Below are 17283 nucleotides of genomic sequence, written 5' to 3'. Positions count from 1 at the left end.
ATTCGCGCGACGCACGTGTGTGTCGCGCGAATCGCCCCGGCCACCCGTGCAGCAGCCCACTAGAACAACAAGGCGAGGCTGCGCGTCTCGCCATCCAGATCACAGCCCTCTGTTCGGTTGAGGGCTTCGATCGCCACACATAGCACGAGACGCCCTTGCAGCCGGCGGCTGCATGATGCAAGCGCGGTGAAGCTGCGCGCGGTCCACCGCGTATCCGTCGCCGTCGGACTCCACGACCTCCGCCCAGGTTCGGGCATATCGCTCGCATGTAGTCGTCCCTTCCGAAATGACCCACAGCCACCTGGTCCTGGGCGTGAGCAGAGGAAGGATTGAACGCATTTTGGCCATCAGTTCTCGTCTTCCCTTCGAGGTGATCTCCACCTCAATGCACACCGTGGTCTCGATGCCGTTCTGGTCAATGTGCCGCACCAGGAGATCCGGCCGTGCAGCGGCATCGATGCTGCGCAGCTCACGATCGCCCTTGAGACGGCGCAGGCTCGGCAGGTCGGTCTGCAGGCGCGCCACAGCTTCTCGCTGGACGGCGACTTCATGCGCAAGTCGGGACAGCGTGAGCCGCTCGGGATGTGTCAAGTAGCTCACTCGCCGGCGCAAAGCGAACTCGCCCAGCCTCACCCCCGCGGCGGTGAGCGCCCAAACGGCAACCGCGGACATGGGGACAGCTACCCGCCGGAGAAGTCCGGCCCGCTGCAGCCGCGCGCAAATCCCCCTGGCCTTCACCCGTAGCACCTCCCGCAAGATCGCTTCCGTGCTGTGGCCCATCACGGCCAGCCAGGCGCAAACCAACTGCGCCTTCTCTTGCGCGCGTTCTTGCGGCGTCTGGTCTTCGAGGCTGTCGCGGGGGCACTTTGGGCGCATGGCGTGTCGGTCTTGGTTGTGATCAGCCGTGTAGCGCTGCGGGCGCCCGTGCGGCACCACATGCGCGCGTACATTCGCGTTACATGCGCACCTGCGCGCGCAGTCTCCGGGTTGGACTTGGGATCCCCGGGGTACCGCCGACTCGCCGCAAAGCGGCGACCGCGCTAGGGCGCGGCGGGGTCGGCTCGGGCCTGGACGGCCCGCCCCCTGCTTGCGCGGCCTGCCGCTTCGCGGCCGGGTCCCCGGCGCGCCGTGTCTGTCGCGGCCTGCACGGCCACCGACCGCTTGCGCTCAGCCACCGCCCCGGGGACCCGGCCGCTGCCGGGGCCGGGGCTTCGCCCCCACGGAGCCGACCCGCGGTGGGCCGCGGGCCACTCCGCCCTGCGGGCTCCGTTTCGTGCACCGCGGCGCCCCCACGCTCCGGGACCGTGGGCGGTCCCGGAGTGGGCCGCTGTCGCGACCCACCGCTTCGCGGCTTTACGCCGGCCTGCCGGCCCGCGTTTGGGCCCGCCCTGGGGGTCGGGCGCATGCCCGCTCCTGGTACAGGAGCGGGCATCTACCAGACCATGGTTCCGCATCTGGCAGTTATCCTGTCGAGCTAAATCGCCGGTGTTCTGTCCGGACAAGATCTTGAGAAGTTTGCAGGGATGAACCAGGACCTAAAAAAGACCCTTTGGGCGGCCGCCGACAAGCTGCGCTCCTCGATGGATGCCGCCGAGTACAAACACATTGTCCTCGGCCTCATATTCCTCAAGTACATCTCAGACGCATTTGACGAGCGACGGGCCCAACTCCAGGCCGCGTTTGCGGACCCGTCTACCGACCTCCACCTGCCCGACGCGGAGGACCACGCCGAGGCCTTGGAGGAGCGGGACTACTACACGATGGCCAACGTCTTCTGGGTACCGGCGCCGGCGCGCTGGGAGTCCATTCGCGCCCAGGCCAAGCAGGCCGACATCGGGGTCCGCATCGACGCCGCGCTGGAAGCCATCGAGGCGGACAACCCGCGCCTGAAAGGCATCCTGGACAAGCGCTTCGGCCGGACGCAGCTCGAACCCGGCCGCCTGGGCGAACTGGTAGACCTGATTTCGGCCATCGGCTTCGGCGAAGGGCATCACGCCAAGGACCTGCTCGGCGAGGTCTACGAGTACTTCCTGGGTCAGTTCGCCAGCGCCGAGGGGAAGAAGGGCGGACAGTTCTACACGCCGGCATCGGTGGTGAAGGTGCTGGTCGAGGTGCTGGCCCCGCACCAGGGCCGTGTCTATGACCCCTGTTGCGGCTCGGGTGGCATGTTCGTGCAGAGCGAAAAATTCATCGAGGCGCACGGCGGCAAGGCCGACGACATTAGCATCTACGGCCAGGAGTCGAATCCCACCACCTGGCGTTTGGCGCAAATGAACCTCGCGATCCGCGGCTTTGCCGCCGACCTGGGCAAGGAGCCAGCCGACACCTTTCACCGCGACCAGCATCCGGACCTGCGTGCCGACTATGTGCTGGCAAACCCGCACTTCAATGACAGCCAATGGGGTGGCGATCGCCTGACGGAGGACCGCCGCTGGGCGTACGGCGCGCCGCCGGCGGGCAACGCGAACTACGCCTGGCTACAGCACGTCCTGCACCACCTGAGCCCACGCGGCCAAGCCGGCGTGGTGCTGGCCAACGGCAGCATGAGCGGCAACCAGAACAACGAGGGTGCCATCCGCAAGGCGATGGTCGAAGCCGACTTGATCGACGTCATGGTGGCGCTTCCGCCGCAGCTTTTCTTCAACACACAGATCCCTGCCTGCCTCTGGTTCCTGTCCAAGGACAAGAGCGGTGCCGCCGTCCCAGGCAGCAGGATGGGCCGCGACCGGCGCGGCGAAGTGCTCTTTATCGACGCCCGCAAGCTCGGTCGCATGGCTACGCGCGTTAACCGCGTGTTCGATGACCACGACGTGGCGAAGATCGCGGCCACCGTGCACCGCTGGCGCGCCGATGGTGAGGATGGTTCCGACGAGTCGTATGCGGACGTTCCCGGCTTCTGCCGCGCCGCGAAGCTGGCCGAGGTTGCCGAGCACGGTCACGTGCTAACACCAGGGCGCTATGTGGGCTCAGAGGCCGCCGAGGACGACGACGAAGCGTTCAACGAGAAGATGGAGCGGCTGACCACGGAGCTGGCCGAGCAGATGGCTAAGGGGGCGGAGCTGGATGCCGTGATTCGGGAGAAACTAGGAGCCATGGGCTATGCAGTCTGAGTTGCCCTGGTTCAAGCTCGAGGACGTCGTTGAGGACATCGTGGACCGGCGCGGGGTTACCCCGTTAAAGCTCGGCGGAGACTTCACCTCAATGGGACACAGAGTTGTTTCTGCGAAGCTTGTAAAGGGCGGGCGCGTTCAACTCGATGCGGATGAGGCGCGCTTTGTCGATGAACGCCTCTATAGGAAGTGGATGCGCACGCCACTTCGTCGGGGCGACGTCATCATGACGTCGGAAGCTCCCTTGGGCGAAGTGGCTTTCCTCGGAGAGGACGTCGATTGGGTACTGGGGCAGCGGCTATTCGCAATTCGCCCCCAGGCAGGTCGTCTGCACGGCCGCTTTCTGTACTACGCGCTGCAGAGTGACAAAGTCCGAGCTGACATACTCGGTCGCGCCTCCGGTACGACCGTACAGGGAATTCGACAGGCAGAACTGCGCCTTGTTCAAGTGCCGGTGCCCGAGTTCCACAAGCAGGTCGAAATCTCCGAGTTGCTGGGAGTCTTAGACGACCGAATCGACCTGCTGCGCGAAGCCAACATCACTCTCGAATCCATCGCGCAAGCCCTGTTCAAGAGCTGGTTCGTCGACTTCGAACCCGTACGCGCTAAGGCAGAAGACCGCGAGCCGGAAGGGATGGACGCCGCCACGGCGGCGCTGTTCCCTGCCCATTTCGAGGAATCGGCTTTAGGCTTGATTCCGAAAGGGTGGAGTTACCGTCCCGCAGAGCAGTTGTTCGATGTTGGTATCGGGAAGACGCCGCCGCGAAAAGAGCCGCAGTGGTTTTCAGAGGGCGACGGCGACGTCCGCTGGCTATCCATCAAGGACATGGGCGACGAAGGCGCAATAGCGAGCAGGAGCTCAGAGTTCCTGTCACACGAGGCGGTGTCGAAGTTCAATGTGCGCATCGTCCCGAGTCGTACAGTGCTAGTGAGTTTCAAGCTAACGGTGGGGAGGCTCTCAATCACCGACGGCCCCATGTGCACGAACGAAGCTATCGCGCATTTCAAAGCCCGCGGGGACTCCCCGCCATTCACGTACCTGTATTGCTACCTCAAGGCGTTCGACTTTCGGACCTTGGGCAGTACGTCCTCCATTGCAGACGCGACGAATTCAAAGGCGGTGAAGGCGCTACCAGTGTTGGTCCCGTCGAGGGAGTTAGTTGCGGCATTCCACAGCGCAGTGAACGCGCTGTTCGAAAGAATGTACGTGCAGAAGGTGCACTGGCGTACGCTCGAAGACCTTCGAGGCACCCTGCTGCCCGGCCTCATTTCCGGCAAGCTCCGCCTCGCAGACGCCCACTCTCGACTTGAAGAGGCCACCGCATGAGCGGCATCAGCGAGGACGCTGTCGAACAGGCCATGCTCGAATGGCTCTCTGGCCTGGGTTGGTCTACTGCCCACGGCCCCGACATCTCCCCGCCTGACGCTAGGAGCGCGGGCACCGAGCGCGCCAACTACCGCGAGGTTGCGCTGCCCGGCCGGCTGCGCGAGGCCATCACACGGCTGAATCCGCACATCCCGCCCGGGGCCCGCGACGACGCGCTGCGCCGTGTGCTCAACCCCAACGTTCCGGGCTTGGCCAACGCCAACCGTCAGGTGCACCGCTGGCTCGTTGACGGTGTGCCCGTGGAGTTCCAGAAGGACGGCGATACACGCGGGGACCGCGTGCGGCTGCTGGACTTCGCCGACGTGTCGGCCAACGACTGGCTTGCGGTCAACCAGTTCAGCGTGCAGGGACCGAAAGTCACACGCCGGCCTGACGTGGTGCTGTTCGTGAACGGCCTGCCTTTGGTGGTCGTCGAACTGAAGAACCCTGGCGACGAGGACGCCGACATCTGGGCGGCCTGGAACCAGCTCCAAGCCTACCAGCAGGACATCCCCGACCTGTTCCACGCCAACGCGCTGCAGGTCATCAGCGACGGCATCCAGGCTCGCATGGGCTCGCTCACAAGCGACCGCGAGCGCTTCATGGCCTGGCGCACCATCGATGGCGTGGCCACTGATCCGCTCGGCGCGATGCGCGAGCTGGAGACGCTGGTGCTGGGCCTGTGCCAGCGCGAGCTGCTGCTGGAGTACTTGCGCCACTTCATCCTATTCGAGGACGATGGCCGCTTGGTAAAGAAGGTGGCGGGCTACCATCAGTTCCACGCCGTGCGGGCCGTGGTGCAGAGCGTGCTGAGGGCCTCAGCCCCGGGCGGCACCCGCAAGGGCGGCGTGGTGTGGCACACCCAGGGCGCAGGCAAGAGCATCGAGATGACCTGCTTGGCCGGCGCGCTGATGGCACACCCGGGCATGGGCAACCCAACGCTGCTGGTGGTGACCGACCGCAACGACTTGGACAACCAGCTCTTTGGCGTGTTCGCCGCCGCCAGCGAGATGCTTCGCGAGACGCCCGCGCAGGCCGACACCCGGCCCGAACTGCGCCGGCTGCTGGCCAACCGTCCCTCGGGCGGCATCATCTTCACGACGATCCAGAAGTTCACACCGGGCGAGGACGAGGACACCTTCCCCGTGCTCTCCGACCGGCGCAACATCGTCGTCATTTGCGACGAGGCGCATCGGAGTCAGTACGGCTTCGGGGCCCGGCTGACGCCGCCAGCTCCGCCGGCGGTGAGTTCACAACCCGCGCAGTTCGTCCCCGGATCGGTCGGTCCCTTGGCCACCGGCGACGAGTCGCAGGCGGCCGCGCAGGGGTATGCGGCAGCAGCCAGCCGCATGCAGGTGGGCTACGCCCAGCACCTTCGCGATGCTCTCCCTGGCGCGACCTTCGTGGCGTTCACCGGAACTCCGGTGAGCTTGGACGACCGTGACACGCGTGCAGTGTTCGGAGACTACGTCCACATTTACGACATCGAGCAGGCGGTGCGCGACGGCGCAACCGTGCCCATCTACTACGAAAGCCGCCTCGCTAGGCTGGAGCTGAAGGAGGCGGACGCGACAGCTTTGGACAGCGAAGTCGATGAACTGGCTGAGGACGAGGAAAGCGACGCCGCCAAGGTGGCGAAGCTGCGCCGCTGGGCGGCGCTGGAGCAATTGGTCGGAGCGCCGCCGCGCATCCAGAAAGTAGCGGCCGACATCGTGGCCCACTTCGAGAACCGCCTGACAGCCATGGACGGCAAGGCCATGGTTGTGGCAATGAGCCGCGACATCTGCGTGCACCTGTACAACGCCATCGTCGCCCTGCGGCCAGACTGGCACAGCGACGACCCGATGCAGGGCGCGATCAAAGTGGTGATGACGGGCTCGGCCTCGGACAAGGCGTTGCTGAAGCCGCACATCTACCCCAAGGACGTGCGCAAGCGACTGGAGACGCGCTTCAAGAACCCGGCCGAGCCGTTCAAGCTGGTGATCGTCCGCGACATGTGGCTAACAGGCTTCGATGCGCCTTGTCTGCACACGATGTATGCGGACAAGCCGATGCGCGGGCACAACCTGATGCAGGCTATCGCTCGGGTGAACCGCGTCTTCAAGGACAAGCCCGGCGGCCTGGTGGTTGACTACATCGGCATCGCTAACGAGCTGAAAGCGGCGCTGGCCGCATACACGCAGGCGCACGGCCGCGGCAAGCCGACCATCGACGCGCACGAGGCGCTGGCCGTGCTGCAGGAGCAGATGGACGTGCTGCACGACATGCTGCACGGCGTCGAGTACGGCGATTTCCGCAGCAAGGCCTGGCAGCTGTTGCCGGCAGTGGCCAACCACGTGTTGGGTCTGGACGACGGCAAGAAGCGCTTCGCGGACGGGGTGCTGGCCGCGAGCAAGGCCTTTGCCCTGTGCTGCACGCTGGATGACGCCCTGGTGTGGCGCGACGAACTGGCCTTCCTGCAGGCAGTCAAGGCGGCGCTGACCAAGCACGCCGGCACAGACAAGAAGCTGACAGACGAGCAGAAAGAACACGCGTTGCGGCAGATCATCAGCCGCGCCGTCGTCAGCGATGAGGTTATCGACATCTTCTCCGCCGCCGGCCTGAAGCGGCCCGACATCGGGGTTCTGTCCGAAGAGTTCCTGGAAGACGTGCGCCACATGAAAGAGCGCAACCTGGCCGTCGAACTGCTGGAGCGGCTGCTGAAGGGGGAGATCAAATCGCGCTTCAAGACCAACGTGGTACAGAGCGCCAAGTTCTCCGAACTGCTTCAACAGAGCCTGACCCGTTACCGGAACCGCGCCGTCGAGACGGCCCAGGTCATCGAAGAACTGATCGAGATGGCCAAGAAGTTTCAGGAAGCCGCCCAGCGCGGCGAGAGCCTGGGCCTGAACCACGACGAACTGGCCTTCTACGACGCCTTGGCCACCAACGAGGCGGCGGTGCGCGACCTGGGCGACGAGACGCTGAAGAAGATCGCGGTCGAACTGACCCAGAACCTGCGCAAGTCGGTCACGGTGGACTGGGCCAAGCGCGAGACGGTCCGCGCCAAGCTGCGCGTGATGGTCAAGACCCTGCTGCGCCGGTACAAGTATCCGCCGGACCGGCAGGAGGAGGCGACGGAGACCGTGCTCAGACAGGCGGAGTCGCTGTCGGCCGAGTGGGTGTCGGCGTGACGCGCACATCGCAGCAAAGAAAAAGCCCCGAGAGGCGCGTAGCCGGCTCGGGGCTGGTATCAAGAGGAACTAATCGTCTGGCGTTGACCGCTGAACGGACCCAGCGCCCACTGGAGGTTCTTGCTACGTGTTTTCGTTCTGCCGTGTAGCTCAGTTGGTGTTCAAATCCACGCCCTCTCGGGCGACACCCTTACGGGCGCTACGAGGCGCTACGCATCTCGTAACTCAAGTATACCGTTCAGCCCGCTCTGGGCGGCAGCAGGCCAGCGAGCTGAAGGTAGCCGTCGCTGACTACTTCGCAGGCCGATTAAGGACTTCCGCCGCCGCAAGGCCGTTGCCGAAATAGAACAAGGAATAATTTTCCGTTGGAAACGGCGCAAATCGTGCTATTGTTGAGCCTCGAAAGGACTCACCATGGTCGTGATGACAGCTGCCCAGGCGGAATCGTTCTTTGGCCCGTATTTCGACATCCTGCGCCGCGTGGTTCGCGAGGCGTGGGATGACTGGAAGACAAATCCACTGGCGCCCCAGGTGCAGCACAAGCGTGTCCGAGCTTCGTGCGTGTGGAACCAGTTCATCGCCGGGGCGAAGCGCGCATTCAGCGAAGACAGCAACGTGCGGGTCGAGACCATGCGGGAGTGGGAGGGTCTGCTCTTCCACAACAAGGTGTTCGTGAGGTTCAAGAAGGCATCGAAAGCTCTCTTGTCCCGCAACTACCCCACGCCCCTGGCCCTCGCGTATCACGATCAACAGAATGATCTCTTCGGCTCCGGCGTGAAGCGGCTGGAGCTGGTCTACGTGTTGGACGAGTCCGAAACCGAATTGGAGCGTATCTGCCTCGTGCAGCGCCATCGCGAATACATCGCTTGGCACCTGGACCTGCTGGGTGGCGGTGACGACCGGCAGGAGGTGCTGCCGTTTGCGCCGCAAGCGCCCGCTGGCCCGTCGGTGGCGAAACGCGTGCTGAAGTCAAAAAGGAGCAAAGAAAATGGTGGCGGCAAACACGGCACGGGTGGAGGAGCGTAGCGAAGCGTTCCGACATGAGTTGTTAGGCGTCCGTCGGCGGATGCTCGGCCTGAGCCAAGCGGAAGTCGCCGAGCGCGCCGGTATCAGCCAGGCTTCCTACTCCAAGTTGGAACAGGGGCTGAAGCCGATAACCGAGGCAACCCTGGCGCAGTTCTCGAATGTCTTGAGCTGCCCACGCAGCTTTTTCTTTCAACCGGAGCGAGAGTACGGGCCGCCGATGAGCGCCCATCCCATGTACCGCAAGCGCGCCTCCGTCGGACAGAAGGTGCTGGACAAGCTGATCGCGGAGTTCAACGTGCGCATTGCGCACACGCGAACGCTCCTGCGGAGTGTCGACTTCGAGCCGGAGCTGACCCTGCCAGCCTGCGATCCCGACGACTTCAGTGGCGGGGCGGCGGAAGTCGCAGGTGCGGTGCGGCGTGCTTGGTATCTGCCTCGGGGACCCGTTGCCTCTGTGACCGAGTGCTTGGAGCGCGCGGGGTGCATTGTCATGCGCTGCGACATGGACCAGGCCAAGATTGACGCGGCTAGCTACCGCGTGCCGGGGCTGCCGCCGATCATCTTCGTGAACAGCGCTCTCCCAGGCGATCGACTTCGCTTCACGCTTGCTCACGAACTCGGCCACCTGGTCATGCATGCCTATCCCTCGCCTGAGATGGAGCAGCAGGCCGACGCATTTGCGTCGGCGTTCCTGATGCCAGCCGACGACATCCGGCCGGAGCTCTCGGGTCTCACGCTTGCGAAGGCGGCCGCGATGAAGCCGATCTGGAAAGTGTCGATTGGCGCACTTGTGTACCGCGCTTCCGACCTCGAGGCCATTCGGCCAACACAGGTGGAGTACTTGTGGAAGGTGCGCGCCGCAAAAGGCTGGAGCACGCGCGAGCCCGTGGCGTTCGACATCCCGGTGGAGGAACCCACTTTGGTGCCTGGCCTTTTCGAGCACAGTCTGGAAGAAGGAGGCCTGTCGCTCGAAGAGCTTGGCCAGGTGCTGCACATGAACCTCGACGAGTTGCAGCGCCTCTATCAGCTACAGCCGGCGCAGCCGCGGCTTCGCCGGGTTAAATGAGCCCGTCCGCGACGCGCCGAAGAGATTACGTGAACAGCGGCGGTTGTTCCCGCTTCACCTCGATGTCGTGGTTGGAAGGGCCGCCGGTCGAGATTGGCTGAATCGGTCTCCCGAGCAAAAGGAAATCAGGGATGCTCAGGGGAAGCACTGTTTTCAACTCCCCCTTTGCATCGCCCCTAAGCTTTTCTCTGAGTTCCATCAGGAGCCGGCCTAAGACGTTCTCCCCGACCAAACATGCTTCGTCTGCAGAGAGCTTAGCCCCCCAGTAGGCATCCTTCCTGGATCGCTCCACGATGGGCAGTTCGCCAGTAGATAGCAGCAGTCGACCGAACGTCTCGTAGTTCTGTGCAAGCTTTACGCGTAAACACCAACGCATCACCTTCGCACGCACTTGATCCCAGTCCGAACGAGTGTGCTCTCGATGCGGCTTGCTCTTCATCTTTGCGGTCATTGGGCTCGTCTGCTCAATGATTTCGCGTTGCACGTGCGGAAGGTGCGGGAAACGGCAGCACTGATACAACGCCTCTGATGTCAGGATCCGCACCCCGTTTACCCGCAGGGGGTAGCCGGATGCCATGTTCGACAACCCGCCGAAGTCCTCCTTCGTGCGGTAAACCACCACCACCTGGTCAGCCGCGTAGGTACGGAGGCTCTCAGAAATCAATGTCGTCCCAGTCGAAGTGACCATAGGTCTTTCGTGGCAACAGCGGGTACCAGTCAAGTGCACCCGATGTGCCTTCAAGCTTGCCCCACCAGAGTGCCAGGGGACAGTTGTTCGGGCAGTTCCTGTAAGTAACGTAGGTTGCACCGAACCCCACCCCGAACGGGCCGCAGCCCAGGGGGCGGATGAAGGCTTTCGGATTGTTTACCTGCGACAGGATTTTGACGCCGGCAATGAGCAGTTCGCTTTCGAGGAGCTGGCGACCTTGCTCCGAGGTGAACACCCCGACGGGGCCGCCCGGAACTCTAAGAACCAAGGGGTTCTTCTTCTCTGCCGCGACGTACTCTTGTACAGCTTTGACGTTCGGAACGACGGCCGGCCACAGAACGCCAGAAACGTCCTTCCGATTTTTCTGGTTCTCGATCTCGGCGCACCGCCACCACCGGAAGGTGATCTGCTTTTTCGCATCCCTTGCTGCCTGCGGCAGCTGCTTTTGGCCCTGCCAATACTGTCCGCTGGTATGGAAGGCCATCAAGATCACGTTAACGTGCGCTTGGCCTGGCGCAGCATTAGCAATCCAGTCCCGCAGGTCCGTTGCGACCCTGCCGCCGGTGAACAGGATGTCATCCAAGTAGATGTAGTCGCGACCTCCACCGCAGTCCTTCAACTTCAGGCCGAGAGCCGACTGCAGGGCAGAGTCGAACAAGGCCAGCATCTCCTTTTGGCTCTTCCCGTTTTTCTGAATCTTCAGGAAGTTGGCTTTGGCCCAGTAGGACTTCGGGTCCCCTCCTGTAAGGTCCTTATTCGTCACCAGCATCGTGAGGAACTTCATCACGTCGTCCTTGGTGACGAAGCATTCCTTCATGACATGGTCGACTTCCCGCAGAAAGTCTAGTTGTGTCGCTTTGGTGAACTGAGATGCCCACTTGTCGACGTGCTCAGGCGTTGCCTTGATCTCCCCTTCGTACGTCTTGATGGTGTCCGCGATGGACATGCACAGCTGATCGCGCTCCGTCATGGTCCCCCCAAAACGCTCATGGTACTCAGCTGTAACAACCTGGCAACCTGGAAATCGCTGGCACCCGGCCCGGTGTCGCCGCCGACGAGCCTGTTACACTGACTGCAGCACAGACGCGTGGGGCAGGCCGAAAAAAAGGCTTGAAGCTCCTGAGGGCGCCGAGTGGCCAATGGTCTCCCATCAGCCACCCCAGTTTTCCCGGCAGCTGCCAAGTGCCGGATCCGTCAGGGCCCCTTCCGGGGCCTTTCGTTTTTCTTCGGCCTGTCGGGGGCGCCGGCGACGAGGCCCACGAGCGATGGACGATGAGGTCCTTCCCGCCCCGTTGACCGGGGCGGCTGCCGTCGGCAGGAGCCCGGCTCGGCCGATTTCCGGCCCCGCAATCCTGGTGGGCCAGCTCAGAACAGCGTCCCGGACGACGGCTTCGGCGGTCGCACGGTTCGCACGCTGCTGGCCTTGGGCGCGCGCGGCGGCAGGGGCGAGGGTGTCGCCACCAGCGGCCTGTGCCACTGCCGCAGGTAGGCGGGCGCGTCCTGCACCCGGCAGGTCAGCCAGTTCCCATAGTCCTCGGGATCGAGGATGACGACCATGCGCTTCTCATCCTCGGGTCGTTGGAAGCGCCGCATCAGCGGATGCGTGTCGGCGTTGACGGTCAGCATGGCGAAGCTGAACACCTCGCGGCCGTCCGGATGCCGCCACTGGCGGTAGATGCCGGCGACCCCGAACGGCACGAAACCTTCCTGGTGGATGGCCCAACGGACGGACTGGCCCGTTTCCCAGTTCGGCTCATAGAGCGCCTCACAGGGGATGACGCAGCGCCACCCACGGGCCCACGACTCGCGGAAGCTGGGCAGCCGTTGCACCGTTTCGCTGCGGGCGTTGTAGGTGCGCCGGCCGAACGCCAGCTCCGTGGCGAAATCCGGCAGCAGCCCGAAGATGCCGTCGTCCACGATGCGCTCGAAGCCCGAGCCATCCTCCGCCAGCCGGATGAAAGGGGCCAGCCCCAGCGGCCAGGTGTCCACAGGCTCGTCGTCGCGGTCGCGTGTCACCCCGAAGAACGCGAGCAGCCGGTCCCGGCGGCTGACGGGGATGTAGTTCGAGCACATGGCGCGCATCGTACCCACGGGGCTGCTGCCACGTCGCTCTCGCAGTCCGCAGTGCGGCGCGGAGCGGACGGCCTGCGGCGTGAACGGCCTGTCGGCCTGCCCCGGATGGTGGCGCGGCGGACGCGGCCACCCGCCTGGAAGGAGCGGGCGGCCCCGATCGCAGGCGGGCGTTCAGTCGCGCAGCGACAGCAGCCGGTTGGTGCGCAACGCCACCAGGGTGCAGACCGCGCCCGACAGCAGGTACAGGCTCACCGCGCCCAGGCCGAAACGGGCCGACAGGGCCAGGGCCACCAGCGGTGCGAATGCCGCGCCGATCAGCCAGGCCAGGTCGGCCGTCAAGGCCGCGCCGGTGTAGCGCAGCCGCGGAGCGAAGTTCGACGTCACCGAGCCTGCGGACTGGCCGTACGACAGGCCCAGCAGCACGAAGCCGATCAGGATGAAGGCGTCCTGCGCCAGCTCGCTGCCGCCCAGCAGCCAGGGCGTGGCCAGGCTGAAGACGCCGATCGCGATGGCCAGCGTGCCCAGCGTGTTGCGGCGGCCGATGCGGTCGGCCAGCACGCCCGACAGCGGAACCGCCACCGCGCCCAGCACGGCGCCGAGCAGCTCGACGCGCAGGAAGCCGCCGATCTCCTGCTGGTCGTAGAGGTTCACCCAGGACAGCGGGAAGATCGTGACCAGGTGGAACAGGGCGTAGGAGGCGAGGGCGGCGAAGGCGCCGATGAAGACGTTGTGACCCTGGGTGGCGAACAGTTCGCGCACGCCACACGGCTCCAGTTCGGCTGCCTGCAGCCCGCGCTCGTACTCGTGCGTGACGACCAGGCGCAGGCGGGCGAACAGCGCCACCACGTTGATGGCAAAGGCGGCGAAGAAGGGATAGCGCCAGCCCCAGGTCAGGAAGTCGGTGGCCGAGAGGCTGTTCCAGACATAGGCGAACACGCCGCTGGCGACCAGGAAGCCGACGGGCGCACCCAGCTGGCCCATCATCGCGTACCAGCCGCGCCGGTTCTCGGGCGCGTTCAGCGCCAGCAGCGACGGCAGGCCGTCCCACGAAGCGCCCAGTGCCAGGCCCTGGCCGATGCGGCACAAGGTCAGCAGGGCGATGGCGGCGGCGCCGGCGGTGGCGTAGCCCGGCAGCAGCGCCATCGAGACCGTCGAGCTGCCCAGCAGGAACAGCGCGACCGTCAGCTTCACCCCGCGGCCGAAGCGCCGCTGGATCGCCATGCCCGCCAGGGTGCCCAGCGGACGCACGACAAAGGCCAGCGCGAACAGCGCGAAAGCCCACAGCGTGCCTTCGAGCCGGTCGGCGAAGGGGAAGAACACGGCGGGGAACACCAGGACCGAGGCGATGCCGTAGACGAAGAAGTCGAAGTACTCGGATGCGCGTCCGATCACCACGCCGACCGCGATGTCGCCCGGGGCGAGCCGCGCTTCATCGGCAGAGTTCCCGGGGTTGGCGCCATGGGCGCCGGCGGACGTGTGGAGCGTGGAGTGGAGGGGGGCGGTGCCGGCAGGTGACATGGGGTGTGGCGGAGGCGGACGGCTGGGGGACTGGGACAATTTGTCCAATCGTTGATTTGCGTCAAGAAGGATACATTGACCATCGCCGCGCAACAGGTGTTTTCCCTGGGCGTGGGCCAGCACGATGACATTCCCCGCATTCCGTCACAAGGCGATCCGGCACACCGGGTTCGCTGCCCTCGGCCTGTCGCTCGCGGGCTGCAACACGATCGTGATGAAGCCGCACGGCGACATCGCGGTCCAGCAGGCGCAGCTGATCGTGACGTCCACCTTCCTGATGCTGCTGATCATCGTGCCGGTGATCGCGCTGACCCTGTTCTTCGCCTTCCGCTACCGGCAATCGAACACCGAGGCCACCTACGCCCCGGACTGGGACCATTCCACCCGGCTCGAGCTGATCATCTGGGGTGCGCCGCTCTTGATCATCATCGCGCTGGGCGCCATCACCTGGATCAGCACCCACAAGCTGGACCCGTACCGCCCCCTCGAGCGGATCGACGCGCAGCGGGCCTTGCCGGCCTCGGTCAGGCCGCTGGTGGTGAACGTGGTGGCGATGGACTGGAAGTGGCTGTTCGTGCTGCCCGAGCAGGGCGTGGCCACGGTCAACGAACTGGCTGCACCGGTCGACAGGCCGATCGAGTTCCGCATCACGGCCTCGAGCGTGATGAACACGTTCTACGTTCCCGCCCTGGCCGGGATGGTCTACGCCATGCCCGGGATGGAGACCCGGCTGAACGCGGTCATCAACCGGGCCGGCGTGTACGACGGGCTGTCGGCCAACTACAGCGGTGCAGGCTTCTCGGACATGCGCTTCAAGTTCCACGGCATGACCGACGCCGGTTTCGCCGCTTGGGTGGAGGCGCACCGCGCGGCAGCCGAGCCGCTCACGCGCGAGGCCTACCTGAAGCTGGAGCAGCCCAGCCAGCGCGAGCCGGTGCGCCGCTTCGCCTCGGTGGACCCCGGCCTGTGGGACGCCATCGTCAACCGCTGCGTCGACGGCAAGAAGATGTGCATGCACCAGATGATGGAAATCGACGCGGCCGGCGGCGCCGGCAAGGGTGGCGTGGACGGCCTCACGCAGCAGGACTGGAACGGCGCGCCGCGCAGTGTCGTCTCCGCGCTGTGCACGCCGGCCAACCCGCTCGGACTGCCCGTCGCGCTGGCCCCGCAGCCGGCCGTCGCCAACTGAATGGAACCCGGGCGGCCCCGCCGATGCGGACCGCCAATGCCTGAGACCCTCGAATGCCCGACCTGAGACAACTGATCCTCGGCCGCCTCACCTCGGAGGCGATCCCCTACCACGAGCCGATCCTGCTCGCCACCTTCGCGATGGTGGTGCTGGGTGGCGCGGTGGTGCTGGGCGTGCTGACCCGGCTGCGCCTGTGGGGGCCCCTGTGGCGCGACTGGTTCTGCAGCATCGACCACAAGAGGATCGGCATCATGTACATGGTGCTCGGACTGGTGATGCTGCTGCGCGGCTTCGCCGATGCGATCATGATGCGCGCCCAGCAGGCGATCGCCTTCGGCGGCAACGAGGGCTTCCTGCCGCCGCACCACTACGACCAGATCTTCACCGCCCATGGCGTGATCATGATCTTCTTCGTGGCCATGCCGCTGGTCACCGGTTTCATGAACTACGTCGTGCCGCTGCAGATCGGTGCGCGCGACGTGGCGTTCCCGTTCCTCAACAACTTCAGCTTCTGGATGACCACCGGAGGCGCCGTCCTGGTGATGGCGTCGCTGTTCGTGGGCGAGTTCGCACGCACCGGCTGGCTGGCCTATCCGCCGCTCTCGGGCATCCTGCAGAGCCCGGACGTGGGGGTGGACTACTACCTGTGGTCGCTGCAGATCGCGGGGGTGGGCACGACGCTCTCGGGCATCAACCTGGTGGCCACCATCATCAAGATGCGGGCGCCCGGCATGACGATGATGAAGATGCCGGTGTTCACCTGGACCGCGCTGTGCACCAACGTGCTGATCGTGGCGACCTTCCCGGTGCTGGCCGCCGCACTGGCGCTGCTCACGGCCGACCGCTACCTGGGCACCAACTTCTTCACGACGGACCTCGGCGGCAACCCGATGCTGTACGTGAACCTGATCTGGATCTGGGGCCACCCGGAGGTCTACATCCTGATCCTGCCGATCTTCGGCATCTTCTCCGAAGTGGTGGCCACGTTCAGCCGCAAGCGCCTGTTCGGCTACGCGTCGATGGTGTACGCCACCGTGGTGATCACGATCCTGTCGTACCTGGTGTGGCTGCACCACTTCTTCACCATGGGTTCGGGCGCCAGCGTGAACTCGTTCTTCGGGATCACCACGATGATCATCTCGATCCCGACCGGGGCCAAGATCTTCAACTGGCTGTTCACGATGTACCGCGGCCGCATCCGCTTCGAGGTGCCGATGCTGTGGACCGTGGGCTTCATGGTCACCTTCGTCATCGGCGGGATGACCGGCGTGCTGCTGGCGGTGCCCCCGGCCGACTTCGTGCTGCACAACAGCCTGTTCCTGATCGCGCACTTCCACAACGTGATCATCGGCGGCGTGGTGTTCGGCATCTTCGCCGGCATCAACTACTGGTTCCCCAAGGCCTTCGGCTACAAGCTCGACGAGTTCTGGGGGAAGGCGTCGTTCTGGTTCTGGCTGGTGGGCTTCTGGGTCACGTTCACGCCGCTGTACGTGCTGGGGCTGATGGGCGTCACGCGCCGGATGAACCACTTCGACGACGAGACGCTGCGTCCCTGGATGTGGATCTCCGCGTTCGGCGCGTGCCTGATCGCCCTGGGCATCGCCTGCCTGCTGATCCAGCTGGTGGTGAGCTACCGGCGGCGCGAGCAGCTGCGCGACGTGACCGGGGATCCCTGGGATGGCCGCACGCTGGAATGGTCGACTGCCTCGCCGCCGCCCGACTACAACTTCGCGTTCACGCCCGTGGTGCACGACAACGATGCCTGGCACGACATGAAGCAGCGCGGCGCGCAGCGCCCGACCACCGGGTTCCGGCCGATCCACATGCCCAGGAACACCGCCGCCGGCTTCGTGATCGCGATGATCGCCACCGCGCTCGGCTTCGCGCTGATCTGGCACATGTGGCTGGTGGCGGGCATCACCTTCGTGGCGATGCTGGCAGCGTCGATCGTGCACACGTTCAACTACGACCGCGACTTCCACATCCCCGCCGACGAGGTGGGCCGCAGCGAGGCCGCACGCACGCGTGCCCTGGCGGGCGCCTGACGAGGACC

12 protein-coding genes are annotated in these 17283 nt (G+C 65.1%); 7 read left to right on the top strand and 5 right to left on the bottom strand.

What is annotated here, in order from left to right; genetic code table 11:
* Positions 1-99 precede the first annotated feature (99 nt).
* On the bottom strand, positions 100-876 hold the full coding sequence (locus VFE82_RS13065) for a hypothetical protein (protein ID WP_325000757.1): 777 nt from the start codon (positions 874-876) through the stop codon (positions 100-102).
* A 647-nt stretch (positions 877-1523) separates the two neighbouring features.
* Here VFE82_RS13065 and VFE82_RS13060 point away from each other — a divergent pair.
* The 5 genes from VFE82_RS13060 (at position 1524) to VFE82_RS13040 (ending at position 9741) form a co-directional block, all read left to right on the top strand.
* Entirely contained in the window at positions 1524-3110 is a 1587-nt protein-coding gene (locus VFE82_RS13060) for a class I SAM-dependent DNA methyltransferase (protein ID WP_325000756.1), read from the top strand.
* Positions 3100-4437, top strand: a complete 1338-nt coding sequence (locus VFE82_RS13055) for a restriction endonuclease subunit S (RefSeq protein WP_325000755.1) — start codon at positions 3100-3102, stop codon at positions 4435-4437. The genes VFE82_RS13060 and VFE82_RS13055 overlap by 11 nt, the downstream gene beginning before the upstream one ends.
* Complete coding sequence (locus tag VFE82_RS13050) at positions 4434-7649, top strand: type I restriction endonuclease subunit R (RefSeq protein ID WP_325000754.1); 3216 nt, start codon at positions 4434-4436, stop codon at positions 7647-7649. The genes VFE82_RS13055 and VFE82_RS13050 overlap by 4 nt, the downstream gene beginning before the upstream one ends.
* A 423-nt stretch (positions 7650-8072) precedes the next feature.
* Positions 8073-8675 (top strand): hypothetical protein, encoded by a 603-nt coding sequence (locus tag VFE82_RS13045; protein WP_325000753.1) that lies wholly within the window; start codon positions 8073-8075, stop codon positions 8673-8675.
* Positions 8638-9741 carry an ImmA/IrrE family metallo-endopeptidase gene (locus VFE82_RS13040; RefSeq protein ID WP_325000752.1) on the top strand — a complete coding sequence of 368 codons (1104 nt, stop codon included), beginning with the start codon at positions 8638-8640 and terminating at the stop codon, positions 9739-9741. The genes VFE82_RS13045 and VFE82_RS13040 overlap by 38 nt, the downstream gene beginning before the upstream one ends.
* Positions 9742-9766: 25 nt before the next feature.
* Here the strand turns inward: VFE82_RS13040 and VFE82_RS13035 are convergent, their stop codons facing one another.
* The 4 genes from VFE82_RS13035 to VFE82_RS13020 all read right to left on the bottom strand — a co-directional run bounded on the left by VFE82_RS13035 (position 9767) and on the right by VFE82_RS13020 (position 14041).
* Entirely contained in the window at positions 9767-10429 is a 663-nt protein-coding gene (locus VFE82_RS13035) for an NADAR family protein (protein ID WP_325000751.1), read from the bottom strand.
* Positions 10395-11396 (bottom strand): phosphoribosyltransferase-like protein, encoded by a 1002-nt coding sequence (locus tag VFE82_RS13030; RefSeq protein WP_325000750.1) that lies wholly within the window; start codon positions 11394-11396, stop codon positions 10395-10397. Before VFE82_RS13030 ends, VFE82_RS13035 begins: the two co-directional genes overlap by 35 nt.
* A gap of 419 nt (positions 11397-11815) precedes the next feature.
* Positions 11816-12523, bottom strand: coding sequence for an SOS response-associated peptidase (locus tag VFE82_RS13025; RefSeq protein ID WP_325000749.1), 708 nt, complete (start codon positions 12521-12523; stop codon positions 11816-11818).
* 171 nt (positions 12524-12694) lie between these two features.
* Positions 12695-14041: an MFS transporter gene (locus tag VFE82_RS13020; RefSeq protein ID WP_325000748.1), complete on the bottom strand. Its 1347-nt coding sequence runs from the start codon at positions 14039-14041 to the stop codon at positions 12695-12697.
* Positions 14042-14255: 214 nt separating this feature from the next.
* Between VFE82_RS13020 and cyoA the strand changes: the two genes are divergently transcribed.
* On the top strand, positions 14256-15230 hold the full coding sequence (cyoA, locus tag VFE82_RS13015; protein WP_414708764.1) for a ubiquinol oxidase subunit II: 975 nt from the start codon (positions 14256-14258) through the stop codon (positions 15228-15230).
* Between the two features lie 53 nt (positions 15231-15283).
* Positions 15284-17275 carry a cytochrome o ubiquinol oxidase subunit I gene (gene cyoB, locus VFE82_RS13010; RefSeq protein WP_325000746.1) on the top strand — a complete coding sequence of 664 codons (1992 nt, stop codon included), beginning with the start codon at positions 15284-15286 and terminating at the stop codon, positions 17273-17275.
* The last annotated feature ends 8 nt before the right edge of the window (positions 17276-17283 follow it).

This window comes from Ramlibacter sp. (genome assembly GCF_035655895.1).
Lineage (GTDB): Bacteria > Pseudomonadota > Gammaproteobacteria > Burkholderiales > Burkholderiaceae_C > Ramlibacter.
Note: the sequence above shows the minus strand (reverse complement) of the source record. Positions and strands in the feature narration are given on the sequence as shown.